We start from the raw sequence: 22026 nt of genomic DNA on the forward strand, positions 1-22026 counted from the left end.
GGGCTCGCCGCGCGGCTCGAGCACGTCCTGTGGGGGAAACGGCCCGACGCGGTGGGTGTGGCCCGCTACTCCGTGTTCTGGATCACGGTCGTCCTCATCGTGACAGGCGTCCTGGCGGGTCTGGTCGTCTGGAAGGCAACGGGCAACGGGGCACGCGGGTCCCGACCCGGCGACCCTGAGACCGGCCGCCACGCCCCCGCTGCCGCTCTCCGTCCTCCCGGGGCCGCTGCCGGCGGCCGGCCTGAGGTCGCTGGCGGTCCCGGTCCCGGCCCGGAGAACCCGATCCTGGAGACCAGCGCCACGCAAACGTTCTGGCTGGGCCGCAAGGCCATGCCCCGGCCGCCGGGGACGCCTGGACGGCGCCGGCGCGGCTGCGACCATCGGCGCGCTGTTCACAACGCCCTTCGCGCCGGCGCTGCTGCTCTCCGAGGCGCTGGCGGGGCGGCCGCTCAGGGGCCCGCTGTGGGACAACGTCTTCGGGCCGCTGGTGGCGGCCGCCGCGGGTGCGCTGACCGCCACGCTGGTGACCCGGCCCGCCTTCGACCCGGGTCTGCCCGCGCTCGGCCGGCCCCGCGACCGACCCGCCGCTGGGGGCACGCCCCCAGCACGTGCCCCGCCCCCAGGCCTGGTCGCGGCGTCCTGCGGGTTCCACGGCGGTCGCGTCTTCCCGTCCGTGTCCATCGGCGCCGCGCTCGGGCTGTGCGCCCACGCGCTGGTCCCCGCCGTGCATCCGTCGGTCTGCGTGGCCGCGGGGGTGCTCGGACTGCTGCTCGCCGTCACCCGGTATGGCTGGGTGAGCCTGTTCACGGCCACGGTGCCGGCGCCCTCCCCAACAGTCCCGGACCAGCTCTGCACGGCGTCCCCGCCGGCCTGGCTGCTGTTCACGGGCCGCCTGCAGATGCGGCTCCAGGAGGACGTGACCGCGATCCGCCGAGACGGGACCGCCATTCGCCGACGGGACCGCGAGCCGCTGATCCGCTGTACGGACCGGGGCGAGAGCCGAAGAGCAGACGGGCCGAGGGCCGATGAGCAGACGGACCGGGAGCCGATGCACGGACGGGGCGACGCTTCGCCGATGAGGCGGCCGGGAGGCAAGTGAACCGACGGGGCGGGATTCATACGCACGGGTGAAGCACCGGGAGCCGGTGAACCGGCGGGCCCCGCCGGTCCGATGAACGAGTGACGGCGCACACACCGGCACACGAAACGACGGGAGACAGGACACCATGCCGCTGCACACGGGCCCGGGGAAACCCGAGGAGCACCCCAGGTCGATGAACCCCTTCTACGGAGAGGCGAACCCGGTCGCCGAGATGACCGAGGCACCGCCCAAGGAAAGGATGCCCGCGGGACCGATGCTGCCCGCGACCGCCTACCAGCTCGTGCACGACGAACTCATGCTGGACGGCAACTCACGGCTGAATCTGGCCACCTTCGTCACCACCTGGATGGAACCCCAGGCCGGAACGCTGATGACCGAGTGTCTCGACAAGAACATGATCGACAAGGACGAGTATCCCCGCACGGCCGAGCTGGAGCGCCGCTGTGTGGCCATGCTCGCCCGACTGTGGAACGCGCCGGACCCGCATTCCACCGTGGGCTGTTCGACGACCGGTTCCAGCGAGGCGTGCATGCTCGCCGGGATGGCCCTCAAGCGCCGCTGGGCCCAGCGCAACGCGGACCGCTATCCCTCCCGAGACGCCCGCCCCAACCTGGTGATGGGGGTGAACGTCCAGGTCTGCTGGGAGAAGTTCTGCGCCTACTGGGAGGTCGAGGCGCGTCAGGTGCCCATGGAGGGCGACCGGTTCCACCTGGACCCGCAGGCCGCCGCCGATCTGTGCGACGAGAACACGATCGGGGTGGTCGGCATCCTCGGCTCCACGTTCGACGGGTCGTACGAACCGATCGCCGACCTGTGTGCGGCCCTGGACGACCTTCAGGACCGTACGGGCCTGGACATCCCCGTGCATGTGGACGGCGCCTCCGGGGCGATGATCGCGCCCTTCATCGACCAGGACCTGGTGTGGGACTTCCGTCTGCCGCGGGTCGCGTCGATCAACACCTCCGGTCACAAGTACGGGCTGGTCTACCCGGGCGTGGGCTGGGTCCTGTGGCGCGAGACGGAGGCCCTTCCGGAGGAGCTGGTCTTCCGCGTCAACTATTTGGGCGGCGACATGCCGACCTTCGCGCTCAACTTCTCCCGCCCCGGGGCACAGGTGGTTGCGCAGTACTACACCTTCCTGCGGCTGGGCCGGGAGGGCTACAGAGCGGTCCAGCAGACGACGCGGAACGTGGCGCGGAGCCTCGCCGACCGGGTGGAGGCGCTGGGCGACTTCAGACTCCTCAGCCGGGGCGAGGAGTTGCCGGTCTTCGCGTTCACCACCGTGCCGGAGGTGACGGCATACGACGTCTTCGACGTCTCGCGGCGGCTGCGTGAGTCCGGCTGGCTGGTGCCCGCGTACACCTTCCCGGCCAACCGCGAGGACCTGTCCGTGCTGCGGATCGTGTGCCGCAACGGCTTTTCCACGGACCTGTCCGACCTGTTCATCGAGGATCTGAGCCGGCTGTTGCCCAAGCTGCGGCGGCAGCCGTACCCACTGACCCACGACAAGGCGGCCGCCACAAGTTTCCACCACTGACACCGCCGGGCGTGCCGGCCGCCCGGCAGGTCAGTCCGAGGGAGTGCCCCGTTCCATGGCCACCAGCTCGAAGGCGGTCTTCCCGTCCAGCGACTCCCGGATGATGTCGGCGTGGCCCGCGTGCCGGGCCGTCTCACGGATCAGGTGGAGCATGAGCCACCGCATCGAGACACGCTCGTCCGGGGGGAACCAGGGGTCGTTGGGCAGCGGGAAGGTGTCGTCGAGACTCGGCACGGAGCGGATGAACGCCTCCGTCTCGGCGGCGACCTTCTCCCAGTACGCGAGCTGCGCCTCGACCGTCTCGTCGCCCAGGAGCTCGAAGCACTCGTGCCAGTTCGCCTCGGTCCGCCGGACCGCCGGCGGCTCCTGTTGGGCCCGGGCGATCCAGCCCTGCTCGGTCTCGGCGACGTGCTTGAGCAGCCCGCCCAGGGAGAGTTGGCTCGCGCTGGGACGGGACCGCGCCTGCTCCTCCGTCAGCCCGAGCAGGGCCCGGCGGATACCGCCCCGTTGTTCCTCCAGGAAGGAGAGCAGTGCTCCGCGCTCGTCGCCCCGCTCCTCCGCGCGTACGTGCGTGACCATGACCGGCCGCCTTTCCTCGGTTCTGGCGAGATCGCCCTCTGCCTGACACCGATGACGCTACGGACCCTTGCGGTCAGCTTCTGTCCGCAAGGCCCGCGGCCACGTCATCGGGGAAACTCAGAACGGGAACGCGCTCCGCCCGTGCTGCACCGAGATCCACTTCTGCGTGGTGAAGGCCTCGACCGTGGTCTCGCCGTTCAGCCGGCCGACGCCCGAGTGCTTCTCGCCGCCGAAGGGGACGAGCGGCTCGTCGTGGACCGTGCCGTCGTTCACATGGAACATGCCCGTGTCGATCTGCTTGGCAAAGGCCACGCCGCGCTCGATGTCGGCGGTGTGGACGGCGCCGCTGAGGCCGTACGGGGTGTCGTTGACGATGCGGACGGCCTCCTCCTCGCCCTCGAAGGGGATGAGGAGGGCGACCGGGCCGAAGATCTCCTGCCGGAGGATCGAGGAGTCGGCGGGGAGGTCGGTCAGCACGGTCGGCTGCACCAGGTTGTCGGTGGTGGTGCCGTGCACCAGCGCCGTCGCGCCCTCCGCGATGGCCTGCTCCACCGCGCCCGAGATCGCGTCCGCCTGAGAGGCGTTGATGACCGGGCCGACGACGGTCTCCGGGTCGCGCGGGTCGCCCGCCTTCAGGGACTTCACCTTGGCGACGAACTTGTCGGTGAACTCGGCCTGGATCGAGCGGTCCACCAGGACGCGGTTGGCGGCCATGCAGACCTGGCCCTGGTGGACATAGCGGCTGAAGACGGCGGCGTCGACCGCGTAGTCGACATCCGCGTCGTCAAGGACCACCAGGGCGCTGTTGCCGCCGAGTTCGAGGATGGAGCGCTTGAAAAGCGACGCGCAGACGGTGGCGACGTGCCGGCCGACCTTGTCGGAGCCGGTGAAGGAGATGACCTTGGGGATCGGGTGCTCGAGGAAGGCGTCACCGATCTCCGCTATGTCCGTGATCACGACGTTCAGCAGACCGCCCGGCAGCCCCGCCTCCTCGAAGATCTTCGCGACCAGGGAGCCGCCGGCGATCGGCGTGTTCTGGTGCGGCTTGAGGACCACACCGTTGCCGAGGGCGAGCGCCGGGGCGACGGACTTGATCGACAGCAGGAAGGGGAAGTTGAACGGGCTGATGACGCCGACCACGCCGACGGGCACACGGTAGAGGCGGTTCTCCTTGCCGTCGATGGGAGACGGGAGGATCTTGCCCTCGGGGCGCAGCGCCAGCTGGATCGACTCGCGCAGGAACTCCTTGGCGAGGTGCAGTTCGAAGGCGGCCTTCAGCCGGGTGCCGCCCAGTTCGGCGATGATCACTTCGGTGATCTCCGCCTCGCGGTCCTCGATGAGTCTGAGGGCCTTCTCGAACACCGCGCGGCGGGAGTAGGGGTTGGTGGCCGCCCACTGCCTCTGGGCAGTCGCGGCGGCCTTGTAGGCCGCGTCCACCTCGTCCACCGTGGCTATCGTGATCGACGCCAGCTTCTCGCCGTCGTACGGATCGAAGTCGATGATGTCCCAGGAGCCTGTGCCCGGGCGCCACTCACCACCGATGTACTGCTGAGCCAGATCGGTGAAGTAGGACGACATGTGATCCCTCAATCCCTTGCAGCCGAAGCAGACACCGTTCACCCACACGCGATCGCGTCACGGCCTGATCCCACGTCATCGTACTTGTGTGCAAGGCGAGTTGGAGGAGAGCCGGGGATACTCCGGGAGGACTCTCAGGAAAGCTGAAGCAACCCTCGCAGCAGATCGCGGCTTTCGTCCGGTCCGGGGCTGTCCTGCTGCAGCTCCTTCATCGCGGACTCGTACTGCAGCACGTCCTCGCGCTTGTCCAGGTACAGGGCGCTGGTCAGCTGCTCCAGGTAGACCACGTCGGACAGGTCGGACTCGGGGAAGCTGAGGATGGTGAAGGCCCCGCTCTCACCGGAGTGCCCGCCGAAGCCGAACGGCATGACCTGCAGCCGGATGTTCGGCCGCTCCGAGACGTCGATCAGATGCTGCAACTGGCCGCGCATCACCTCGCGGTCGCCGTAGGGGCGGCGCAGGGCGGCCTCGTCGAGAACGACGTGAAACTGCGGGGCGTTCTTTGCGAAGAGGTACTTCTGCCGCTCGAGCCGCAGGGCCACCCGCCGGTCGACGTCCGCCGCGCTCGCGCCCTTCATGCCCCGGGCGACGACCGCGTGCGCGTACGCCTCGGTCTGCAGCAGCCCGTGCACGAACTGGACCTCGTACGAACGGATCAGATGTGCCGCGCCCTCCAGGCCGACGTAGGTGGGGAACCAGCTCGGCAGCACGTCCGAGTAGCTGTGCCACCACCCGGCGACATTGGCCTCTTTCGCGAGGGAGAGCAGGGACGTCCGCTCTGTTTCGTCGGTGATCCCGTACAGCGTCAACAGGTCTTCGACGTCACGTGTCTTGAAGCTCACCCGTCCCAACTCCATGCGGCTGATCTTCGACTCCGAGGCGCGGATCGAGTAGCCGGCCGCCTCCCTGGTGATGCCGCGCGCCTCCCGGAGGCGCCTGAGATGGGATCCCAGCAGAATGCGCCGCACCACCGACCCGCTCGAGTCCCCAGCGCTCACTTGTCAGCCTCCCCAACGGTCCTTCGATCGCGCAGTCTGCCACTAAAACACTTCGAGCAGTACTCGTGCGGTTACAGAAATGGAAAGCAGTCAAAGCTGGGACGAGATGAAAGATCAGAAGGGGCAAGCAAGAGGGAAGAAAGTGGCAGAAGAAATAAGCAGAAAGCGGTACGGGAACGGCCAATTCCGGCGCGTGCACGTGCATCTGCCCTTGCATCTGCCTGGCTCATCCGAAACCATGGTCCCGCGCCACCGCTGCATCGCACCGACCGCGAACACCCGGGAGTGCCTCGCATGGGGACGAATGGATCGACCATGCTCGAGCCCTTACGGCAGGGACTTCCGCCGCTCGACCTCACGGCCGTGTCCAGCGCAGCCTCCTGTGCTCTGTCGGCCCGCCTCGAAGCGGTCCGCGAAGCACGGCAGTTCACCCGCAGAACCCTGAGCCAGTGGGACGTGGGCGAGCGCTTCGACGATGTCTGTCTCGTGGTCTCCGAACTCGTGACCAACGCGCTGCGGCACGCCCTGCCCTCACCCTCCCTGCGTGTGAGCGAGCAGGACCCGCCGGTGCGGCTGCATCTGATGCGCTGGACCACGCGCCTGGTGTGCGCCGTGCGCGACCCCAGTCACGACAGTCCGGTCGCGGGCGACTCCGAGGACTTCTCGGCCGAGTCGGGCCGCGGGCTGTTCCTGGTCGACTCGTTCGCCGACAGCTGGGGCTGGCATCCGCTCGCGGGCACGTTGAACGGCAAGGTGGTCTGGGCCCTGTTCCGGCTGCCGTGCGCGCCGGGGTGCGCGGACTGAGACCGGCAGCGCTCAGCGAGGCCACGGTTCTACGCGTGTTACGTCCTGCGGCGCGACAACGCACCGCAGGACCGGCAAAGTTGCGGCACGGCCGCGGGACCGTCCGCCGGCAGCAGGCCCGCACATCCCCTGATCTACGCGTGTTACGCGCACCTACACGTGTGAGCCCAGGCACACACGCGTTACGCGATCAGATGGTCGAACTCGCCGTCCTTGATGCCGAGGAGCATCGCCTCGATCTCCGCACGGGTGTAGACGAGCGCGGGCCCATCGGGGAAGCGCGAATTCCGCACCGCCACCTCTCCTCCCGGCAACCGGGCGAACTCCACGCAGGACCCCTGGGAGTTGCTGTGCCGGCTCTTCTGCCAGGCCACTCCGTGCAGCTCCGTCGCAGCCATGCCGTTGTACACGTCATCCACGTCGCACACGTCGTGGTCCACAGGTCGCTCCCGGGTGGTGCATTGGCTGGTATGGCCATCAATGCAGCGGTCAACTGCCCCGGATCATAACCCTGTTCACATGCAAATGCATGGGCAGATGCACGTGCACGGGGGGTGTTCTTGCGATTACGCTCTTTGCAGTCCTTTGACTACGGCCTGGCTGCCGACTGACTACAGGCCGTCAAGCATCTGCCCCAGAGCTCGCAGTACGTGCGACCTCCAGCCCCCGTCCATGATCTTCCGCGCCATCAGCTGTGCCGGATCGTCCGGGTCGAAACCTTCATGCACTAGGAACAGACGCGTTCCGCAGCCCTCCTGTTCCAATGTCCAGGTGATGGTCCAGTCCGCGGGACGGGAGGGATCGGCGTCGGCCCACCGCACGCACAGCATCCGCTCCGGCTCGAAGGCGAGAACCTGCACGTCAACCGTGCCGGAGAAGTTGGCGTTCGGCCGCGGGACCGAGGTCATCGTGTAGCGGTGACCGACTTCGAGACGGAAGTTCTCGGACCCGGGCATCTGCCACTGGGCCAGCAGCGCGGGCTCGGTGAGGGCGCGCCAGACCTTGGCCGGCGGATGCGGCAGAAACTGGTCGACGCGGATGGTGGTGAGGTCGCCGTCGTCGGGTGGGGTGCTCATGGCCGGTCATCGTCGGGCATACGGTCGAGCAGTTCACCGAGGCCCTTCAGCCGCTCGCGCCAGAACCGCTCGTACGGGTGGAGCCAGTCCTGCACCTCGGCGAGCGGGGCCGCCTCGAGGCGGTAGATACGCCGACGGCCGGATCGCTGCTCGGTGACGAGCCCGGCCTCCCGCAGCACTTTCAGATGCTCCGAGAGGCTGGGCCGACGCATGGCGAAGTGGTCGGCCAGGGCCTGGACGGGCTGCGGGCCCTCGTCGCGCAGCAGGCGCAGCACCTCACGGCGTGTGGCGTTGGCGAGGGCGGCGAACACCCGGTCCTCGTCGGCCGCGCGGACGCCCGCGCCCGTACCCCCCGTACCCGTCCCGGTCATGGCGTGATCAGAAGCCTTCCTTCTCCGTGAGCAGCATCAGACCGTTGCCGTCGGGGTCGCTGAAGGAGGCCATCCGGCCCCAGGGGAGGTCGTCCGGGCCCTGCACGGAGACACCCGCCGCGGCCAGCCGCGCGCAATCGGCGTCGACGTCGGTCGTCACCAACATGATCCCTCGGGCCTCACCGGGGGTGAAACCGCCCATGCCAGGGCCGGAGAGCGTGAAGACGGTCTGCGCGCCCTCGGGCGCGACCTGGAGCCACCGGCCCTGCGGCATGTCCAGGTCGGCGGTGACCTCGAAGCCGAGGAGCTCCGTGTAGAAGCGCAGGGCGCGGTCCTGGTCGGAGACGGGGAGAGTGACGAAGGAAACGTGGGTGATGGTCATGAGCAGGAGAATAGGTAGGAGATTCCCTACGCGTCAAACGTAGGAAACTCCCTACCTGTCACGCCCTACCTGTCACGCCCTACCTGTCACGCCCTGCCCGTCACTCCCTGACTGCCCACCTCGGGCGGGAGAACCGTCGCCCAGCCCTCGCAACCGCCCTTCGGGCCTGCGGCCCGTCCCGGGTCGATCCGCGTGAGCAAGCGCACGCCCACTGTCTCCCCGGGCTGCGCAAGTCCTCCTGGTAGCTTGCTCGGACCGTCACCCGACCTCATCCGGCAACCTTGGGAGACTTCCGTGACTTCGGCCCTCCATGTCATCCGTGTCACCCGCCGGCAGGCCCGCGTCTCGATAGCGTCCGCGGGTCTTGTGACCGCACTCCTGCTGACCGGCTGCAGCGGCGGTTCCGGGGACGGCGGCTCCGGGGACGGCGCCTCCTCGACACCGAGCGCGGCCGGGTCCGCGAAGGAGACCGGCGGCTCCCCAGGCGCGAAGGCCGGGAAGCTGGAGGGCAGCTGGCTGGCCACGACCGGCGGTCAGGCCGTGGCTCTGGTGGTCACGGGCAAGCAGGCCGGGCTCTTCGCGACGGGCGGCACCGTGTGCAGCGGGACCGCGGGCGAGGAGGCGGGCATGCAGATGATCCACCTCAAGTGCACGGGCGGCAGCAAGAACCGGAGGACAGGCATGGTCGACTCCGTGAACTCCACGAGCATGAAGGTGACGTGGGAGGGCGGCATCGGCACGGAGACCTACACCAAGGCCGAGGGCGGCAAGCTGCCGAGCGGGCTGCCGACGGAGAGCCTGGGCTCGTGACGCCCCGGCCGTCACCGGCGGCCTGACCCGCGCCGACGGGCCGTGGAGGCCTCCGCGTCCGGGTCCGGGGCCCGTCCCCCGGTCGAACCCCCTGTCACGGACGAGGGCGCATACGGGATTCAGGGGGGCGCGCAACGCACCGCCGCCCGCCTGCGTGATGATTCTGGGACACCGTCACGATCCCAGAGGACCCTCATGCGCACGATCCGCGTCCCCCTCGTCGTCACCGCGCTCGCCGCGGCCCTCACCCTGACCGCCTGCGACGGCAAGAGCGGCGACGACGGCGCGAAGAACGCCGCCTCCGACTGCGTCGTCGCGGTCGAGGTCGGTCCCGGCAACGCGGCCACCATGGCGGGCGACACCGGGAACGTCCCGGTCACCGTCACGAACCGCGGCAGCAACCTGTGCACCTTCCGGGCCTTCCCGGGCGTCGAGCTGACCGGCGGCGGTTCCTCCTGGAGCGTCGCGCAGGAGAAGGACGCCAAGCCGGCGAAGGTGCCGCTGCGCAAGGGCGAGGCGGCGACCTTCACCATCACGTACGTCCGCGGGGACGGCGGCTCGCTCAGCGCGCCAGCGAAGACCGTGAAGATCACCATTCCGGGCGCCGGTGACGCGAAGAGCTATCCGTGGTCGTACGGCGATGTGGCGCTGAAGACCAAGAACACCCCCGACGCCTCGGTCGGCCCGATCCAGGTCGCCGGCGACTGACCCGGGGCCGGGGACCGCATCCGGAGGAATTCCGGCCCCGCGTTCCGGCGAGTGGCCCCGGGCCGGGGTCCATATCCGGAGGAATTCGGGCCCCGCGTTCACCGGAAGCCGGGGTCCGCTCGCGCGGAGAGCCGTGACGGCGCTCACGGAAGCCGGGGCGCTCCTCGCGTTCCGGCGGGCCCGGGGCCTCACGGAAGCCGGGGCCGCTCCTCGGTGCGCGGGCGCTCCCCGACCCGGGCCCGGTCGGCGGCCGCGGCCCCCTGCTCCCATCCGGCCGCGTCGCCGACCCCGCGCAGACGGGTGGTGACCGTGTCCGGGAACATCCGCTCCATACGGTCGGCGACGGCCACGTCCCGGGCCGCCAGCACCGGCAGCAGGTCCCCCTCGGTCCCGGCCACCTGACCCTCGGCGGCGGCCCGGAGCCGGTCGCCGATGCGGTGCGCGTACGCGGCCAGGAACGACTGCCGGAACGTCTTCGTACGCTTCCGGCCACCCTTGCGCTGGGCCGCCTCCGCCTTCGTCATGGCGGCGGTGGCCTGCACGAGCAACGAGGTGTAGAGGAGTTCGACGGCCTCCAGGTCGGGCTCGAAGCCGATGACCGTGGAGAAACCGAAAGGCTCGTGCCACACGGCCCGGCAGCGGTTCACGGTCGCCACCGCGTCCAGGAGCACCGCCTTGGCCGTCTCGTACGGCGGGTCGACGCCTATGCGGCAGGCACCCGGCACGTCCTCGGTGTGCGCCTGGGCGGCGAGCAGGGCCTCGTCGATGCTGTGGCGTGCCATCAGCTCCTGCGCCTTGGCGCTGAGCGCCTCCGCCTCCTGCGGATATCCGGTCGCCTCCGCCTTCGCGAGCAGCGCTCGGATACGGGTGAGCATCCGGGACTCGGGCTGCCGGGCGACGGTTCGGCCGGGCGCGTCGAGCGGTTCCAGGGCGGGGAGGCGGAGCAGCAGGCGGTACAGCTCCAGCACGGCAGTTGCGTACGAGAAACGGTCGGGGACGCGCGGGGGCTCCGCGTCCAGGTCCTCGAGCTGGGCCGCCCAGCGCGGCCCCGGGGTCGGCCGCCGCCCGGCCTCCTTGAGGATCAGCTCCGACACCAGGCGTACGTGCGGGTCGTCCAGTCGGCGCCGCACGATGCGTACGACGTCGGCGGGCTGCCAGCCACGGCGCCAGGCCGCGTCGACGAACTCCTCGCCGCGCCGGGCCAGTTCGCCGTCGGCCGCGGGATCGGCGGCGAGCAGCGAGGCGCCGGTGTCCAGGGCGGCGTCGGTGTCGTCGTAGAGGGCGGCGCGGAAGGCGCGGTCCACAGTGGTCGTCGTACTCACGCGTTCGATCGTGACATGTGTGCCGCACCCAGAAGCACTCCGAGTGTCAACTCCGGGTTGACGATGAGCGGGTGTCAACCTACCGTTGACACATGACGGCCAAGCCTCACATCACAGCGAACCTGCGCCTCGACGACCTCATCGAAGCCATCAAGAAGGTGCACACCGACGCCCTGGACCAGCTCCAGGACGCGGTTCTCGCCGCGGAGCACCTCGGCGACGTGGCCGACCATCTGATCGGTCACTTCGTCGACCAGGCGCGCCGTTCGGGAGCGTCCTGGACCGACATCGGCAAGAGCATGGGCGTGACCCGGCAGGCTGCCCAGAAACGCTTCGTCCCCAAGGAGTCCGTGGACCTCGACCCCGGCCAGGGCTTCAGCCGCTACACGCCCCGCGCGCGGAACGTGGTCATGGCCGCGCACAACGCGGCCAAGGAGGCGGGCAACGCCGAGACGGTGCCGGAGCACCTCGTCCTGGGCCTGCTCGCCGAGCCGGACGGCCTCGGCGCCAAGGCGATCGTCGCGAGCGGCGTCTCCCTGGACGCGGTGCGCGAGGCGGCGGCCTCGGCGCTGCCGCCCCGCGCCGAGGACGCCCCGGAACTCGTGCCGTACGCCCCCGCCGCCAAGAAGGCCCTCGAACTCACCTTCCGCGAGGCCCTCCGCCTGGGCCACAACTACATCGGCACCGAGCACATCCTCCTCGCGCTCCTCGAGCTGGAGAACGGCGAGGGTCTGCTGTCCGGGCTCGGGCTCGACAAGACGGCGACCGAGGAACACCTCAGGACGGAACTGGCCAGGATCAGCGCGGCGCTCGGGCAGCAGGACTGAACCCGCCCGGACGGCATCACCGCACGTCCCGGCCCGTTGTCAGACCCCCCTGCCAGACTCGCAGACATGACCGGGCGCTGGGCTCTCGCTCCGGCCGAGGACGGCGGCGTGGAGGTCGCCGCCCTCGGCCCGGACGGCCTGCCCGCCGGGCCCGTGGTCAAGGAGGAGGATCTCGCCGCGGCCGTGCGGGCACGGCCCGAGGTCACCCGGTGGGTCTGGCGGTCCACCGCCGACGTCCAGCCGCGTCTGCTCGCCACGGGGGTGCGAGTCGACCGGTGCTATGACGTCGAGGCCGCCGAGAGCCTCCTCCTCGGCCACGAGGGACGCCTCGGTGAGCCCCGCTCGGCCGCCGCCGCGCTGGCCCGGCTGCGCGGCGGCCCCGTACCGCCGGATCCCCCGCCGCGCTCCGCCGAGCCCGGCTCTCAGTCCTCCCTGTTCGAGCCGCGCCCCGTCCGCGTCCCCCTCAAGGACCTCGTCGAGGTGTACGCGGACCAGCAGCGCCGGCACGACGCCACCGCGCACCCGGACCGCATGCGGCTGCTCACCGCCGTCGAGTCGGCCGGGATGCTCGTGGCCTCCGAGATGAACCGGTCCGGACTGCCCTGGAGCGCCGACGTCCACCGGGAAGTGCTCCACGAACTGCTCGGCGAGCGGTACGCGGGCGGCGGCGAACCCCGGCGGCTGGCCGAACTGGCCGACGAGGTGTCGGCCGCCTTCGGCCGCCGGGTGAGACCCGATCTGCCCGCCGACGTCGTCAAGGCGTTCGCCCAGGCCGGGATCCGGGTGCGGTCCACCCGCCGCTGGGAGATCGAGTCCGTCGACCACCCCGCCGTGAAACCCCTCCTGGAGTACAAGCGGCTGTACCGCATCTGGGTCGCCCACGGCTGGTCCTGGCTTCAGGACTGGGTGCGCGACGGCCGCTTCCGTCCCGAGTACCTGCCGGGCGGCACGGTCACCGGCCGCTGGGTCACCAATGGCGGCGGCGCCCTGCAGATCCCCAAGGTCATCCGGCGCGCCGTGGTCGCCGATCCGGGCTGGCGGCTCGTCGTGGCCGATGCCGCCCAGATGGAGCCGCGAGTCCTCGCCGCGATCTCGCGCGATCCGGCGTTCATGGAGGTGGCGGGCCGCGAGGCCGACCTCTACCAGTCGGTGTCGGACCGCGCGTTCTCCGGCGACCGCGCCCAGGCCAAGCTCGCCGTGCTCGGCGCGATCTACGGCCAGACCTCCGGCGACGGCCTGAAGAACCTGGCCGCCCTGCGCCGCCGCTTCCCCAGAGCCGTCGCGTACGTCGACGAAGCGGCCCGCGCGGGCGAGGAGGGCCGGCTCGTCCGCACCTGGCTCGGACGGACGTCCCCGCCGGCGGCCGGCGCCTCCGAGGACGCCACGGAGGAAGCGGGCATTCCGCAGGAGGACGGCCCGGAGGGCGCGGCCGGTGAGTCCCAGCAGTGGATGCCGGGGTACGCCTCCACGAACTCCCGTGCCCGCGGCCGCTTCGCGCGCAACTTCGTGGTGCAGGGCAGCGCCGCCGACTGGGCCCTGGTGCTCCTGGCCGCCCTGCGCCGCCTCTGCGCCGGCCTCGCCGCCGAACTGGTCTTCTTCCAGCACGACGAGGTGATCGTGCACTGCCCGGCCGAGGAGACGGACACGGTGGTCGCGGCGATCCAGGAGGCCTCCGACCTGGCGATGCGGCTGACGTTCGGCGAGACACCGGTACGCATTCCGTTCACCACGGCGGTCGTGGAGTGCTATGCGGACGCGAAGTGAAGTCCCCCTACGGGTGCTGCCGCCAGGCTCGGCTCACCCCTCCGCCAGTCGCTCCCTGAGCTCCCCGGCCACCGGACTGTCCGTGGCGTCCAGCGCGGCGAGGGCGGCCGTCCACTGCCGGCGGGCCTCCGCTTCCTCGCCGTCCGCCAGATGGAGCAGACCCCGCTGGTGGCGGGCGAGACCCTCGACGTAGCAGTCGCCGCGGCGGCGGGCGAGGTTCCGCAGCACATCGCACTCCCGCGCGGCCCGCTCCGAGTCCCCCCGCTCCCGCAGCGCCCGCACCAGCCCGAGCCGGGTCTGCGACTCGCCCTGCCAGTGTCCGTGGCCGCCGAGGATGCGCAAACTCTCCTCGAAGTGCGGTACGGCGGCGTCCGGTTCACCGAGCGTGAGATGGGCGAAGCCGATGTTGCAGTGTGCGGTGTGGCGGACGACGACGTGGCCCATCCGCTCGCCGATCTCCAGGCTCCGGCGGTGGTGGACGACGGCGGCCCGCGGGTCGGTGTGCGCGTAGAGGTTGCCGAGGTTGCTGTAGGTGAGGGCCTCCTGCAGCGGGTCGTTCAGGCTCCGCGTGTACTCCAGGCACTGCCGCAGCGTCTCGCCGGTCTCCTCGTACCGGCCGAGCCGCTCCAGGAGTACCGCGCGATTGTTGAGGCCCCGGAGCAGGCAGGAGAGGTGGCCGAGGCGCCGCCAGATCTCCAGCGCCTCGTCGAGCTGGGCGAGCGCGTCGTTGCCCCGGCCCTTCAGGCAGTTCAGACCGGCCAGGTCCAGCAGCGCGAACGCCTCCGCAGGCGCGTCACCGAGCCGGCGCGCACCGTGCAGGGCGGCGCACGCGAGCACCTCCAACTCGGCGACATGGCCGCGGCGCTGAAGATGGGGAGCGATCAGGCGCACGAGCAGCGGGACATGGCTGGAGGTGTCCGCATGTCGCTCCACCAGCGCGACCACGTTGTCCAGCTCGAGGACGAGCCAGTCGGCGGCAGCCCGCGGGGAGCCGAAGACGGGCGCGGCCGCCACGTCCTCGGCGTATGACTCCGGCTGTGACGGGGTCGCCCGCAGCCGGTCCTCACGCTCGGTACCCGACTCGACGGTGGCCTCGTACGCACGGGTGGCCATGGCGGTGTACCAGCGCAGGGCGACATCCGCGGGGCAGGGCTTCGCGGGATTCGCCGCACCGCGGCCCCTCGTTCCGCGGGCCGTGGCCTCCTCGTCCACGGCGGCCTCTCCGCTCACCGCGGCCTCGTCGCCCACCATTGCCTTCTCGCTCACCGCGGTCTCATCGCTCACGGCCTCTTCGCTCACCGCGGTCTCGCGGGCGAAGTCCCGGACGAGGTCGTGCGGTGCGTACCGCCCGTACGCCGTCTCCTCCAGCAGGGCGACATCGACGAGCCGGTCGAGGGCGGCCTCGGCGCGGCGTTCGTCGGTGCCGAGGAGGCGGGCGAGCAGGGCCGCCCCGTAGCCGGGCAGGTCCAGCGCGCCGATACGGCCGAGTGCCCGCGCCGCATCCCGGTCGGCCTCACGGTCCGAGGCCCGCAGGGCGTCGTGCGCGACGGCGAGTGATCTGCGCACGCTCAGATCGTCGTACTCCAGGTGGTGCAGCCGGCCCTCGGTGGCGGCCAGTTGCACGGCCAGGACGTCCGGGGCGAGCGCGCGGCGGGCGGCGAGCCGAGCCGCGACGACACGCAGGGCGAGGGGCAGCCGCCCTGCGAGTTCGACCAGCGGATGCGTGGCGTCGAGCCCGTCCCGGCCGGATACCGCGCGGAGCAGGGCCGCACTTTCCTCGTCGGACAGGGGGGCGAGCGGAACCCGGTGGGCGCCGTCGAGCGCGGTGAGCGGAGAACGGCTCGTCACGATCACCGCACAACCGGGTCCGCCGGGCAGCAGTGGCCTCACCTGAGCCGCGTTCGCGGCGTCGTCCAGCACCATCAGGGTGCGGGTGGGGGCCAGCAGTGAGCGCAGCAGCGCGGCCGCCGCGTCCGGGTGTGCGGGGATACGGCGGGGCTCGGCGCCGAGGTCGCGCAGCAGTGCGCTGAGCGCCTGCTCGGCGGTGAGCGGGGTCATGCCAGGCGTGGCGCCATGCAGATTGATGTAGAGCTGGCCATCGGTGAATCGTTTCCGCAGTCCGTGCGCCACATACAGCGCGAGCGCGCTCTTGCCGACCCCGGCCATACCGCTGAGCACGGCGACGCGAGGGGTGTCGCGTTCGGCTCCGAGAAAGCGCAGCAGCGCGTCGCGAACGGCGTCGCGGCCGGTGAAGTGCGCGGGGGCGGGGGGAAGCTGGGCGGGCCGGGGCACGGCGTGAACGGTCCAGGGCAGGTCGGGTGCGGCGGGGGCGCCCGCGCCGGGCGCGCCGGGGACGCCGCGAGCGCCGGGTTCCGCTGCGGCGTGCGGTCCGTCGTGCGGTTCGTCGGCGGTCTTACCGTCGGCGTGCCTGCCGTCGGCGTGCCTGCGGTTGGAGTCCCTGTCATTGGCGTTTCTGCCGCCGGCTTGGCTGTCGTCGGCGTTTCTGCCGTCGGCTCGCCCGTCGTCGGCGTTTCTGCCACCGGCATTCGTACCGTCGATGTCCGTACCGTCGATGTCCCGGCCGTCGATGTCCCAGCCGTCGACATTTCTGCCGACGGCGTCCCTGCCGCCGGTCTTTCCATCGCCGGCACGCCCGCCACCGATGTGGCCACCGCCCGTGTGCCCACCGCCCGTGTACCCACCGCCCATGTGGACACCGCCGATGCGCCCACCGTCCGCCACCGCTCCTTCGGTGCCGATAGGGCGGGCACGGATGCCGTCGGCTCCGTTGCCCTCGGCCCGCGTGCCGCCGGCCTGCGCAGGGCCGACGCTTCTCTGTCGCCGTTCGGGCGCACCCGGGTCGTCCCGGAGGATCTCCAGATGGGCCTCGCGCACCGCGCCGCCGGGCTCGACCCCGAGTTCCTCGATGAGCCGTTCACGCAGATCCCGGTGGACGGCCAGGGCCTCGGCCGGACGGCCGGTGCGGTGCAGTACGAGCATGAGCAGCCGATGGAAGCCCTCCCGCAGCGGGTGTTCGGCCACCAGTGCGGCCAGCTCTGGTACGAGACCGCCAAGGCGGGCACCACCGAGGTACAGCTCGGCGTCGTACCGCCACTCCAGGACCAGCAGCCGCGCCTCCTCCAGGCGCTGCACCAGCGCGTGCCCGCCGGTCTCCGGGGACGGTCCGCCGAGTGGGGCTCCACGCCATAGGGCGAGCGCGGAGGACGCCTCGTCTACGGTGCGCTCCCAGTCACGGACGGTGTGCGCGGCGCGGGCCGCGGCAACGTGCCCCTCGAAGACGCGGACGTCCAGCTCACCCTCGTCAACCCGCAGGAGATAGCCGGGCGGCACGGCCCGCAGCCGTTCGGGACCGTCCTCGCCCAGCAGGCGGCGCAGGCGCGTGACGTGGTTCTGGAGGGACGCCTGCGCGGAGGCCGGCGGTGCGCCACCCCACAGGGCGTCCTTCAGCGCGTCGACCGAGACGACCCGGCCCGGCTCCAGCAAAAGCGCGACCAGCAGGGCACGCATCTTGCCACTGCCGATCGGCCGGCTCTCGCCGTCGGTGTCGTACATGACGGGCGGACCCAGCAGTCCGAAACGCAGCCCGTGCCGCATAGCCGCCCCGCTGCCCTTCCGCCCGGCCCGACGGCCGTGCCTCACTTCACCGTGCGGCACGGCTGCCCCGCACCGACCTGCCGTGCGGCACAACCGCCGCGTTCCGCCGTGGACTTCGCGTCCGCGTGCGGCGAGATCCGGCCGTCCGGCCCACGAGTCCTCCCGGGAACCGAGCAGCTCACGGCTCATTCCGGAACCGTTGGCCACATGTTAGCGATCTGTTGGCGTGGCCTGATGTAATCCCTTCATCGGATCTGGCCCGACGGTGCGCGCGTAGATGCGCAGCTCGGGGGAGTGTCGCCGCCGTGGCCGGATTCCGGAAACACGAGGGCCCGGTCGGCGGAGGTGAACGACCGGGTCCTTCGTCATTCAACGGCCCCTGGCCGGGCCGTTCTGGGGGGACGTTCTACAGGACAGGCGGTCGGCCGAGCCTCGTCAGCCGCCACACGGTGCGCCAGCGCATGGGCCGTCGCTCCCCGCCCGAGGTGCGCAGACCCTCCACGAACCCGCCGAACCAGGCCCTCAGCCCGCCGACCGATCGCGTCCGCAGGAGCGTGACGGCGATCCAGACCCCGAGGTGCACGGGGATGAGCGGCAGGGGCAGCCGCCGCCGCACGAGCCACACGCGGTTCCGCGCGGTGACCCGGTAGTAGATGGCATGCCGGGCGGGCGAGGTCTTCGGGTGCTGGAGAAGCAGTTCGGGCACGTAGAGGATGGTCCAGCCGGCGTCGGCCGCGCGCCAGGCGAGGTCCGTCTCCTCGTGGGCGAAGAAGAACTCGGCGGGCCAGTCCCCGATCTCGGAGAGCATCACCATGGACAGCGCATGGCCCCCGCCGAGGAAACCGGTCACCGGTCCGCCACGAAGCGGATCGGCGGCCCCGACCCGCGGCACATGCCGCCGCTGGGTCTCGCCGTGCTCATCGGCGATACGGAACCCGACGATGCCCAGCCTGGGGTCGGCCACGTAGAGGTCCCGTACGCGCCGGAGGACGTCGGCGTCCACGAGCAGTCCGTCGTCGTCCAGTTCGACCACGACGTCCACGTCCCCGAACTCCCGGAGCCGGGCGAGGGCAACGTTTCGCCCGCCGGGGCAGCCGAGGTTCTCGTCGACCTCGATGCAGGTGACCTCACCGGGAAGGCCGAGGCGCTCGGCGAACTCGGGCAGGGGGCAGCCATTGCCGACGACGACGATGCGGGACGGGGCGAGGTCCTGCTTGGCGACGGAGGTGAGCAGGGCGTCGACCTCCGCGGGACGATTGCCCATGGTGACGACGGCGACGGCGATACGGGGCCCCGGTTCCTGCTGCGGTTGCGACACGACACCCACCCCATCTCGGCCGACGACTGTGCACGCGATGCTAGCCGTTAACCAAGAGGACGCTCGGAGTCCTTCGGTTCTCCCCGTGCCGGATAATTTTCCGCCCCATCCCGACGCACGCCTCAGACCCAGGCACCCTCCGCCCACTCAGCACTCAGCACTCAGCACTCAGCACTCAGCACTCAGCACTCAGCACACCGATCGGAATTCCCCGGCCGGTTACCGAATTCGGCAACACTGCCCCGCTCAAATCAATTGATTCTCGCTCGGCCATCCACACGCGAACCCGCTCTCCCGCACACGACACCTTGAACCGAATTCCGGAGCCTGAAATACCCGACCCGCTCACTGAACCCTGACCGACCCCTCTCCCTGTCCCCCTATCGCCTCCCGCCCGACCTCCCTCTCCCCTTCACTCCCCTCCGAAGGCATCGCCGCCAACCGTCCGCCGCCGGCCTCACAGCCGTGGCCGCGGCCAACCCACAGCCCCCGCCGAACGCCTGACGACCGCGAAGCGACGCCCCACCGGGTCCGGTACCCTGGCCACGACCGCGCGCAGTGCACAAGAGAAAGGGGACGGAGGATCGGAGCCCGAAAGGCGCCGTGATTCCCACCGCCGATGCCGTCCAACCCGCGGGCTGGTTCGCCCAAGGAAATCTCCAGCCCCAGCAATCCTCATGTGAAGGAACTCGCCGCACTCCGCCGCCGACGGAACCGGCAGAATTCCGGAGTGACCCTCGTGGAGGGTTATGAGGAGCTGGATCTCGCCCTGCGGGCCGGAGTCCGTCCCCGCGAGCTCTATTTCTGCCCCGCGCTGACCGGCGATTCGGACCCGAGGAACGTCCTGGACCGCGCGGCCGAACGCGGTGCCGCCCTGTTCAGCCTGAGCCGTCAGGCCTTCGACAAGGCCGCCTACCGCGAGGGACCGGACGGCTGGCTCGCCGTCGTACCGGACATCCAGACCGATCTCTCCCGCATCAAGGTCGACGACAGGTCCCTCTTCCTCGTGTGCGAGAGCGTCGAGAAGCCCGGCAACCTGGGCTCGATGCTGCGCACCGCGGACGCGGCCGGAGTGACCGCCGTCATCTCCGCCAACCCGGTGACCGACTGGGGGAACCCGAACGTCATCCGGGCCAGCAAGGGCACCGTGTTCGCCGTCCCGATCGCCTCGGCCGACTCCGAAGAGGTCGTGCACTGGCTGGCCGAGCACTCGGTGAAGGTCGTCGCCACCACCCCCGACACGGAGGTCCTGATGGCGGACGTCGACATGTCCGGCCCCACGGCCATCCTGGTCGGCAGCGAGAAGTACGGCCTGTCGGACCGGTGGCTGGCGGGCAGCCACACCAAGGCGAAGATCCCCATGTTCGGCCAGGTGGACTCGCTCAACGTCGCGGTCTCGGCCGCCCTCTTCACCTACGAGGCCGTACGGCAGCGCATGGCGGCCGGACACCACTGACGACCGCCGCGCCCGCCCGGCCGCCGTGTGCCGGGCACGGGTGTCGAGCATGACCGGGAAACACTCCGGCAAGGCAGCCGGGCCGCCCGTTGCCGGCGCGCTGCCGTGCGCCGTCTTATCCCCTTCCTCCCCCGGACAATGAGGACTTCGCGCCCTCTCTGACGCCCCGAGCAACCCAACAGCCCCTCCGGTGCCTCTTCTTCGTGTCCATGAACCGCTGACGTCGGTTCGCACCACCCCCTCGAGGCGCCACCACCTACATGACTTCGACGTCCCCCACGGTCGCTCGCCCGTGTCGCCTGCCCGTCTGGCCCATCCCTCTGCTGTGGACCCTCGGCCTCGGCCTGTGGGGGCTGTCCCGGCAGCACAGCGTGTGGCGGGACGAGGCCGCGACCTGGCAGGTGGCCGGACGGTCCACCACCGAGATCCGGCACATGCTGGGGCAGGTCGACGCCGTGCACGGGCTCTACTACCTGCTGATGCACGGGCTGTTCGAACTCTTCGGGCCCGGCACCACGACCCTGCGGCTGCCCTCCGTGCTGGCCATGGCGGTGGCGGCGGCCTGTGTGGCGGTCATCGGCCGGCGGCTGGCCGGAACGTGGGCGGGGCTGGGAGGAGGGCTGGCGTTGGGGCTGCTCCCGGCCGTGCAGTTCTACCTCCAGGAGGGCCGCCCGTACGCTCTGGTCGCGGCCGGCGCCGCGATCTCCACCCTGTTGCTGGTGACCGTGCTCCAGGGGCGAGGCGGGGCGGTGCGCTGGGCGGCCTACGGCGGCACCGTCCTGACCTGCGGGTTGTTGAACTGGCTGTCGCTGCTGATGCTGCCCGCGCACGCGGCGACCCTGATCTGGACGCGGGCGGGGCGCCGGATGTGGACACGATGGGCGGCGACCTCGGCGTCCGCGACGGCGTGTGTGCTGCCGTTGATCCTGTTCAGCCGAGGCCAGTCCGACCAGATTTCCTGGATTCCACCGCTGACCTGGCACATGCTGATCGGTCCGGTGGTCCTGCTGGCCATCGGCGGCCTCGGAGCCCTGCTGGACCGGCCGCGGAGAGGCCGGCTGTCGGCGGCGGCCGTGGGGCTGCCCCTGCTCGCGGTGCCGCAGATCGCCCTGATCGTTCTCTCCCTGATCAAGCCGCTGTTTCTGGACCGGTACGTTCTGTTCAGCCTGCTCGGTCTGGCGCTGCTGATCGGGGCGGGGCTGGGTGCGGCGATACGAGCGGCCGCGCCACGGTTCCCGAGAGCGTCGAGGTGGATACTTCCCGTGGTGGTCGCCGTGGCGATGGTGGCGCTGCTGCCCCAGTGCCTGGCCAAGCGGTCCCCGGCGAGCCGGGTGGACGATGTCCTGGCGGCGGCGGAAGACGTACGGGGGCTCAAGAAGACCGGGGACGGGGTGCTCTTCATACCCGCGGCACGGCGGGACACCAAGCTGGTCTCCCCCGACGCCTTCGTGGGTGTGCGGGACATCGCTCTCGCGGAGAGCCCGGAGGAGTCCGGGACGCTGAAGGGCATCGAGGCCGACCCGGCCCGGATACGGGCCGCGATACTGAGCCGGCGGCGGATACTGCTGGTCACGGACGCAGCGAAGGTGGCGAGGCCGGTGGCGGCGGAGCGGGACAGGGTGAAGACCTCCGTGCTCGAGGAGTACTTCACCGTGGTGTCGGACGACCAGGTCCGCGGCCGGCGGGTGACGGTGTACGAGCGGATCGGCCCCTGAGGCGCCCCGGACCCGGTGCACCGCTCACGGCACCTCGCCGGCGACTTCTCATGGTGGGCGGGTC

The 22026-nt window shown here is 71.0% G+C and carries 19 protein-coding genes; 9 read left to right on the plus strand and 10 right to left on the minus strand.

From position 1 onward, the window contains the following. Positions 1-487 precede the first annotated feature (487 nt). Together LZ604_RS36185 and gad are read left to right on the plus strand one after the other, a co-directional pair. Positions 488-1099, plus strand: coding sequence for a voltage-gated chloride channel family protein (locus LZ604_RS36185; protein WP_372482077.1), 612 nt, complete (start codon positions 488-490; stop codon positions 1097-1099). Between the two features lie 127 nt (positions 1100-1226). After that, positions 1227-2639 (plus strand): glutamate decarboxylase, encoded by a 1413-nt coding sequence (gene gad / locus LZ604_RS02430; protein ID WP_234512082.1) that lies wholly within the window; start codon positions 1227-1229, stop codon positions 2637-2639. A 30-nt stretch (positions 2640-2669) separates the two neighbouring features. Here gad and LZ604_RS02435 read toward each other — a convergent pair whose 3' ends face one another. From LZ604_RS02435 to LZ604_RS02445, 3 genes are all read right to left on the minus strand, one after another. Continuing rightward, the gene (locus LZ604_RS02435) at positions 2670-3218 is read right to left on the minus strand and encodes a DinB family protein (RefSeq protein WP_234512085.1); all 549 of its coding nucleotides are present in this window, start codon (positions 3216-3218) and stop codon (positions 2670-2672) included. Positions 3219-3335: 117 nt separating this feature from the next. Next, positions 3336-4796, minus strand: a complete 1461-nt coding sequence (locus tag LZ604_RS02440) for an aldehyde dehydrogenase family protein (protein ID WP_234512088.1) — start codon at positions 4794-4796, stop codon at positions 3336-3338. 134 nt (positions 4797-4930) lie between these two features. Continuing rightward, positions 4931-5767 carry a Sco1979 family transcriptional regulator gene (locus LZ604_RS02445; protein ID WP_234512615.1) on the minus strand — a complete coding sequence of 279 codons (837 nt, stop codon included), beginning with the start codon at positions 5765-5767 and terminating at the stop codon, positions 4931-4933. Between the two features lie 342 nt (positions 5768-6109). Here LZ604_RS02445 and LZ604_RS02450 point away from each other — a divergent pair, with 342 nt between their 5' ends. Further along, entirely contained in the window at positions 6110-6598 is a 489-nt protein-coding gene (locus LZ604_RS02450; RefSeq protein WP_234512090.1) for an ATP-binding protein, read from the plus strand. 182 nt (positions 6599-6780) lie between these two features. Here the strand turns inward: LZ604_RS02450 and LZ604_RS02455 are convergent, their stop codons facing one another. The 4 genes from LZ604_RS02455 to LZ604_RS02470 form a co-directional block, all read right to left on the minus strand. Continuing rightward, on the minus strand, positions 6781-7038 hold the full coding sequence (locus LZ604_RS02455; RefSeq protein WP_234512092.1) for a DUF397 domain-containing protein: 258 nt from the start codon (positions 7036-7038) through the stop codon (positions 6781-6783). A gap of 171 nt (positions 7039-7209) precedes the next feature. Then, positions 7210-7674 carry an SRPBCC family protein gene (locus LZ604_RS02460; RefSeq protein ID WP_234512094.1) on the minus strand — a complete coding sequence of 155 codons (465 nt, stop codon included), beginning with the start codon at positions 7672-7674 and terminating at the stop codon, positions 7210-7212. Next, positions 7671-8045 carry an ArsR/SmtB family transcription factor gene (locus LZ604_RS02465; protein ID WP_234512096.1) on the minus strand — a complete coding sequence of 125 codons (375 nt, stop codon included), beginning with the start codon at positions 8043-8045 and terminating at the stop codon, positions 7671-7673. The genes LZ604_RS02460 and LZ604_RS02465 overlap by 4 nt, the downstream gene beginning before the upstream one ends. 7 nt (positions 8046-8052) lie before the next feature. After that, positions 8053-8427 (minus strand): VOC family protein, encoded by a 375-nt coding sequence (locus LZ604_RS02470; protein WP_234512099.1) that lies wholly within the window; start codon positions 8425-8427, stop codon positions 8053-8055. 294 nt (positions 8428-8721) lie between these two features. Here LZ604_RS02470 and LZ604_RS02480 point away from each other — a divergent pair, with 294 nt between their 5' ends. Then, the gene (locus tag LZ604_RS02480) at positions 8722-9237 is read left to right on the plus strand and encodes a hypothetical protein (RefSeq protein WP_234512101.1); all 516 of its coding nucleotides are present in this window, start codon (positions 8722-8724) and stop codon (positions 9235-9237) included. Between the two features lie 195 nt (positions 9238-9432). Further along, positions 9433-9945, plus strand: a complete 513-nt coding sequence (locus LZ604_RS02485; protein WP_234512103.1) for a DUF4232 domain-containing protein — start codon at positions 9433-9435, stop codon at positions 9943-9945. A gap of 188 nt (positions 9946-10133) precedes the next feature. Here the strand turns inward: LZ604_RS02485 and LZ604_RS02490 are convergent, their stop codons facing one another. Then, positions 10134-11267: a DUF2786 domain-containing protein gene (locus LZ604_RS02490; protein WP_234512106.1), complete on the minus strand. Its 1134-nt coding sequence runs from the start codon at positions 11265-11267 to the stop codon at positions 10134-10136. Between the two features lie 92 nt (positions 11268-11359). On the opposite strand from LZ604_RS02490, the gene LZ604_RS02495 reads away from it, so the two are divergent. Together LZ604_RS02495 and LZ604_RS02500 are read left to right on the plus strand one after the other, a co-directional pair. Then, positions 11360-12094, plus strand: a complete 735-nt coding sequence (locus tag LZ604_RS02495; protein WP_234512108.1) for a Clp protease N-terminal domain-containing protein — start codon at positions 11360-11362, stop codon at positions 12092-12094. Between the two features lie 66 nt (positions 12095-12160). Next, the gene (locus tag LZ604_RS02500; RefSeq protein WP_234512110.1) at positions 12161-13858 is read left to right on the plus strand and encodes a bifunctional 3'-5' exonuclease/DNA polymerase; all 1698 of its coding nucleotides are present in this window, start codon (positions 12161-12163) and stop codon (positions 13856-13858) included. A 33-nt stretch (positions 13859-13891) separates the two neighbouring features. Here LZ604_RS02500 and LZ604_RS02505 read toward each other — a convergent pair whose 3' ends face one another. Both LZ604_RS02505 and LZ604_RS02510 read right to left on the minus strand, forming a co-directional pair. Further along, positions 13892-17473 carry a BTAD domain-containing putative transcriptional regulator gene (locus LZ604_RS02505; protein ID WP_234512113.1) on the minus strand — a complete coding sequence of 1194 codons (3582 nt, stop codon included), beginning with the start codon at positions 17471-17473 and terminating at the stop codon, positions 13892-13894. A gap of 406 nt (positions 17474-17879) precedes the next feature. After that, complete coding sequence (locus LZ604_RS02510) at positions 17880-18791, minus strand: glycosyltransferase family 2 protein (protein ID WP_308283553.1); 912 nt, start codon at positions 18789-18791, stop codon at positions 17880-17882. A gap of 619 nt (positions 18792-19410) precedes the next feature. Here LZ604_RS02510 and LZ604_RS02515 point away from each other — a divergent pair. Both LZ604_RS02515 and LZ604_RS02520 read left to right on the plus strand, forming a co-directional pair. Further along, the gene (locus tag LZ604_RS02515) at positions 19411-20247 is read left to right on the plus strand and encodes a TrmH family RNA methyltransferase (RefSeq protein ID WP_267970870.1); all 837 of its coding nucleotides are present in this window, start codon (positions 19411-19413) and stop codon (positions 20245-20247) included. A 260-nt stretch (positions 20248-20507) separates the two neighbouring features. Then, on the plus strand, positions 20508-21962 hold the full coding sequence (locus LZ604_RS02520) for a glycosyltransferase family 39 protein (protein WP_234512117.1): 1455 nt from the start codon (positions 20508-20510) through the stop codon (positions 21960-21962). The last annotated feature ends 64 nt before the right edge of the window (positions 21963-22026 follow it).

The organism is Streptomyces glomeratus (assembly GCF_021462825.1).
Taxonomy (GTDB): Bacteria; Actinomycetota; Actinomycetes; order Streptomycetales; family Streptomycetaceae; genus Streptomyces; species Streptomyces glomeratus.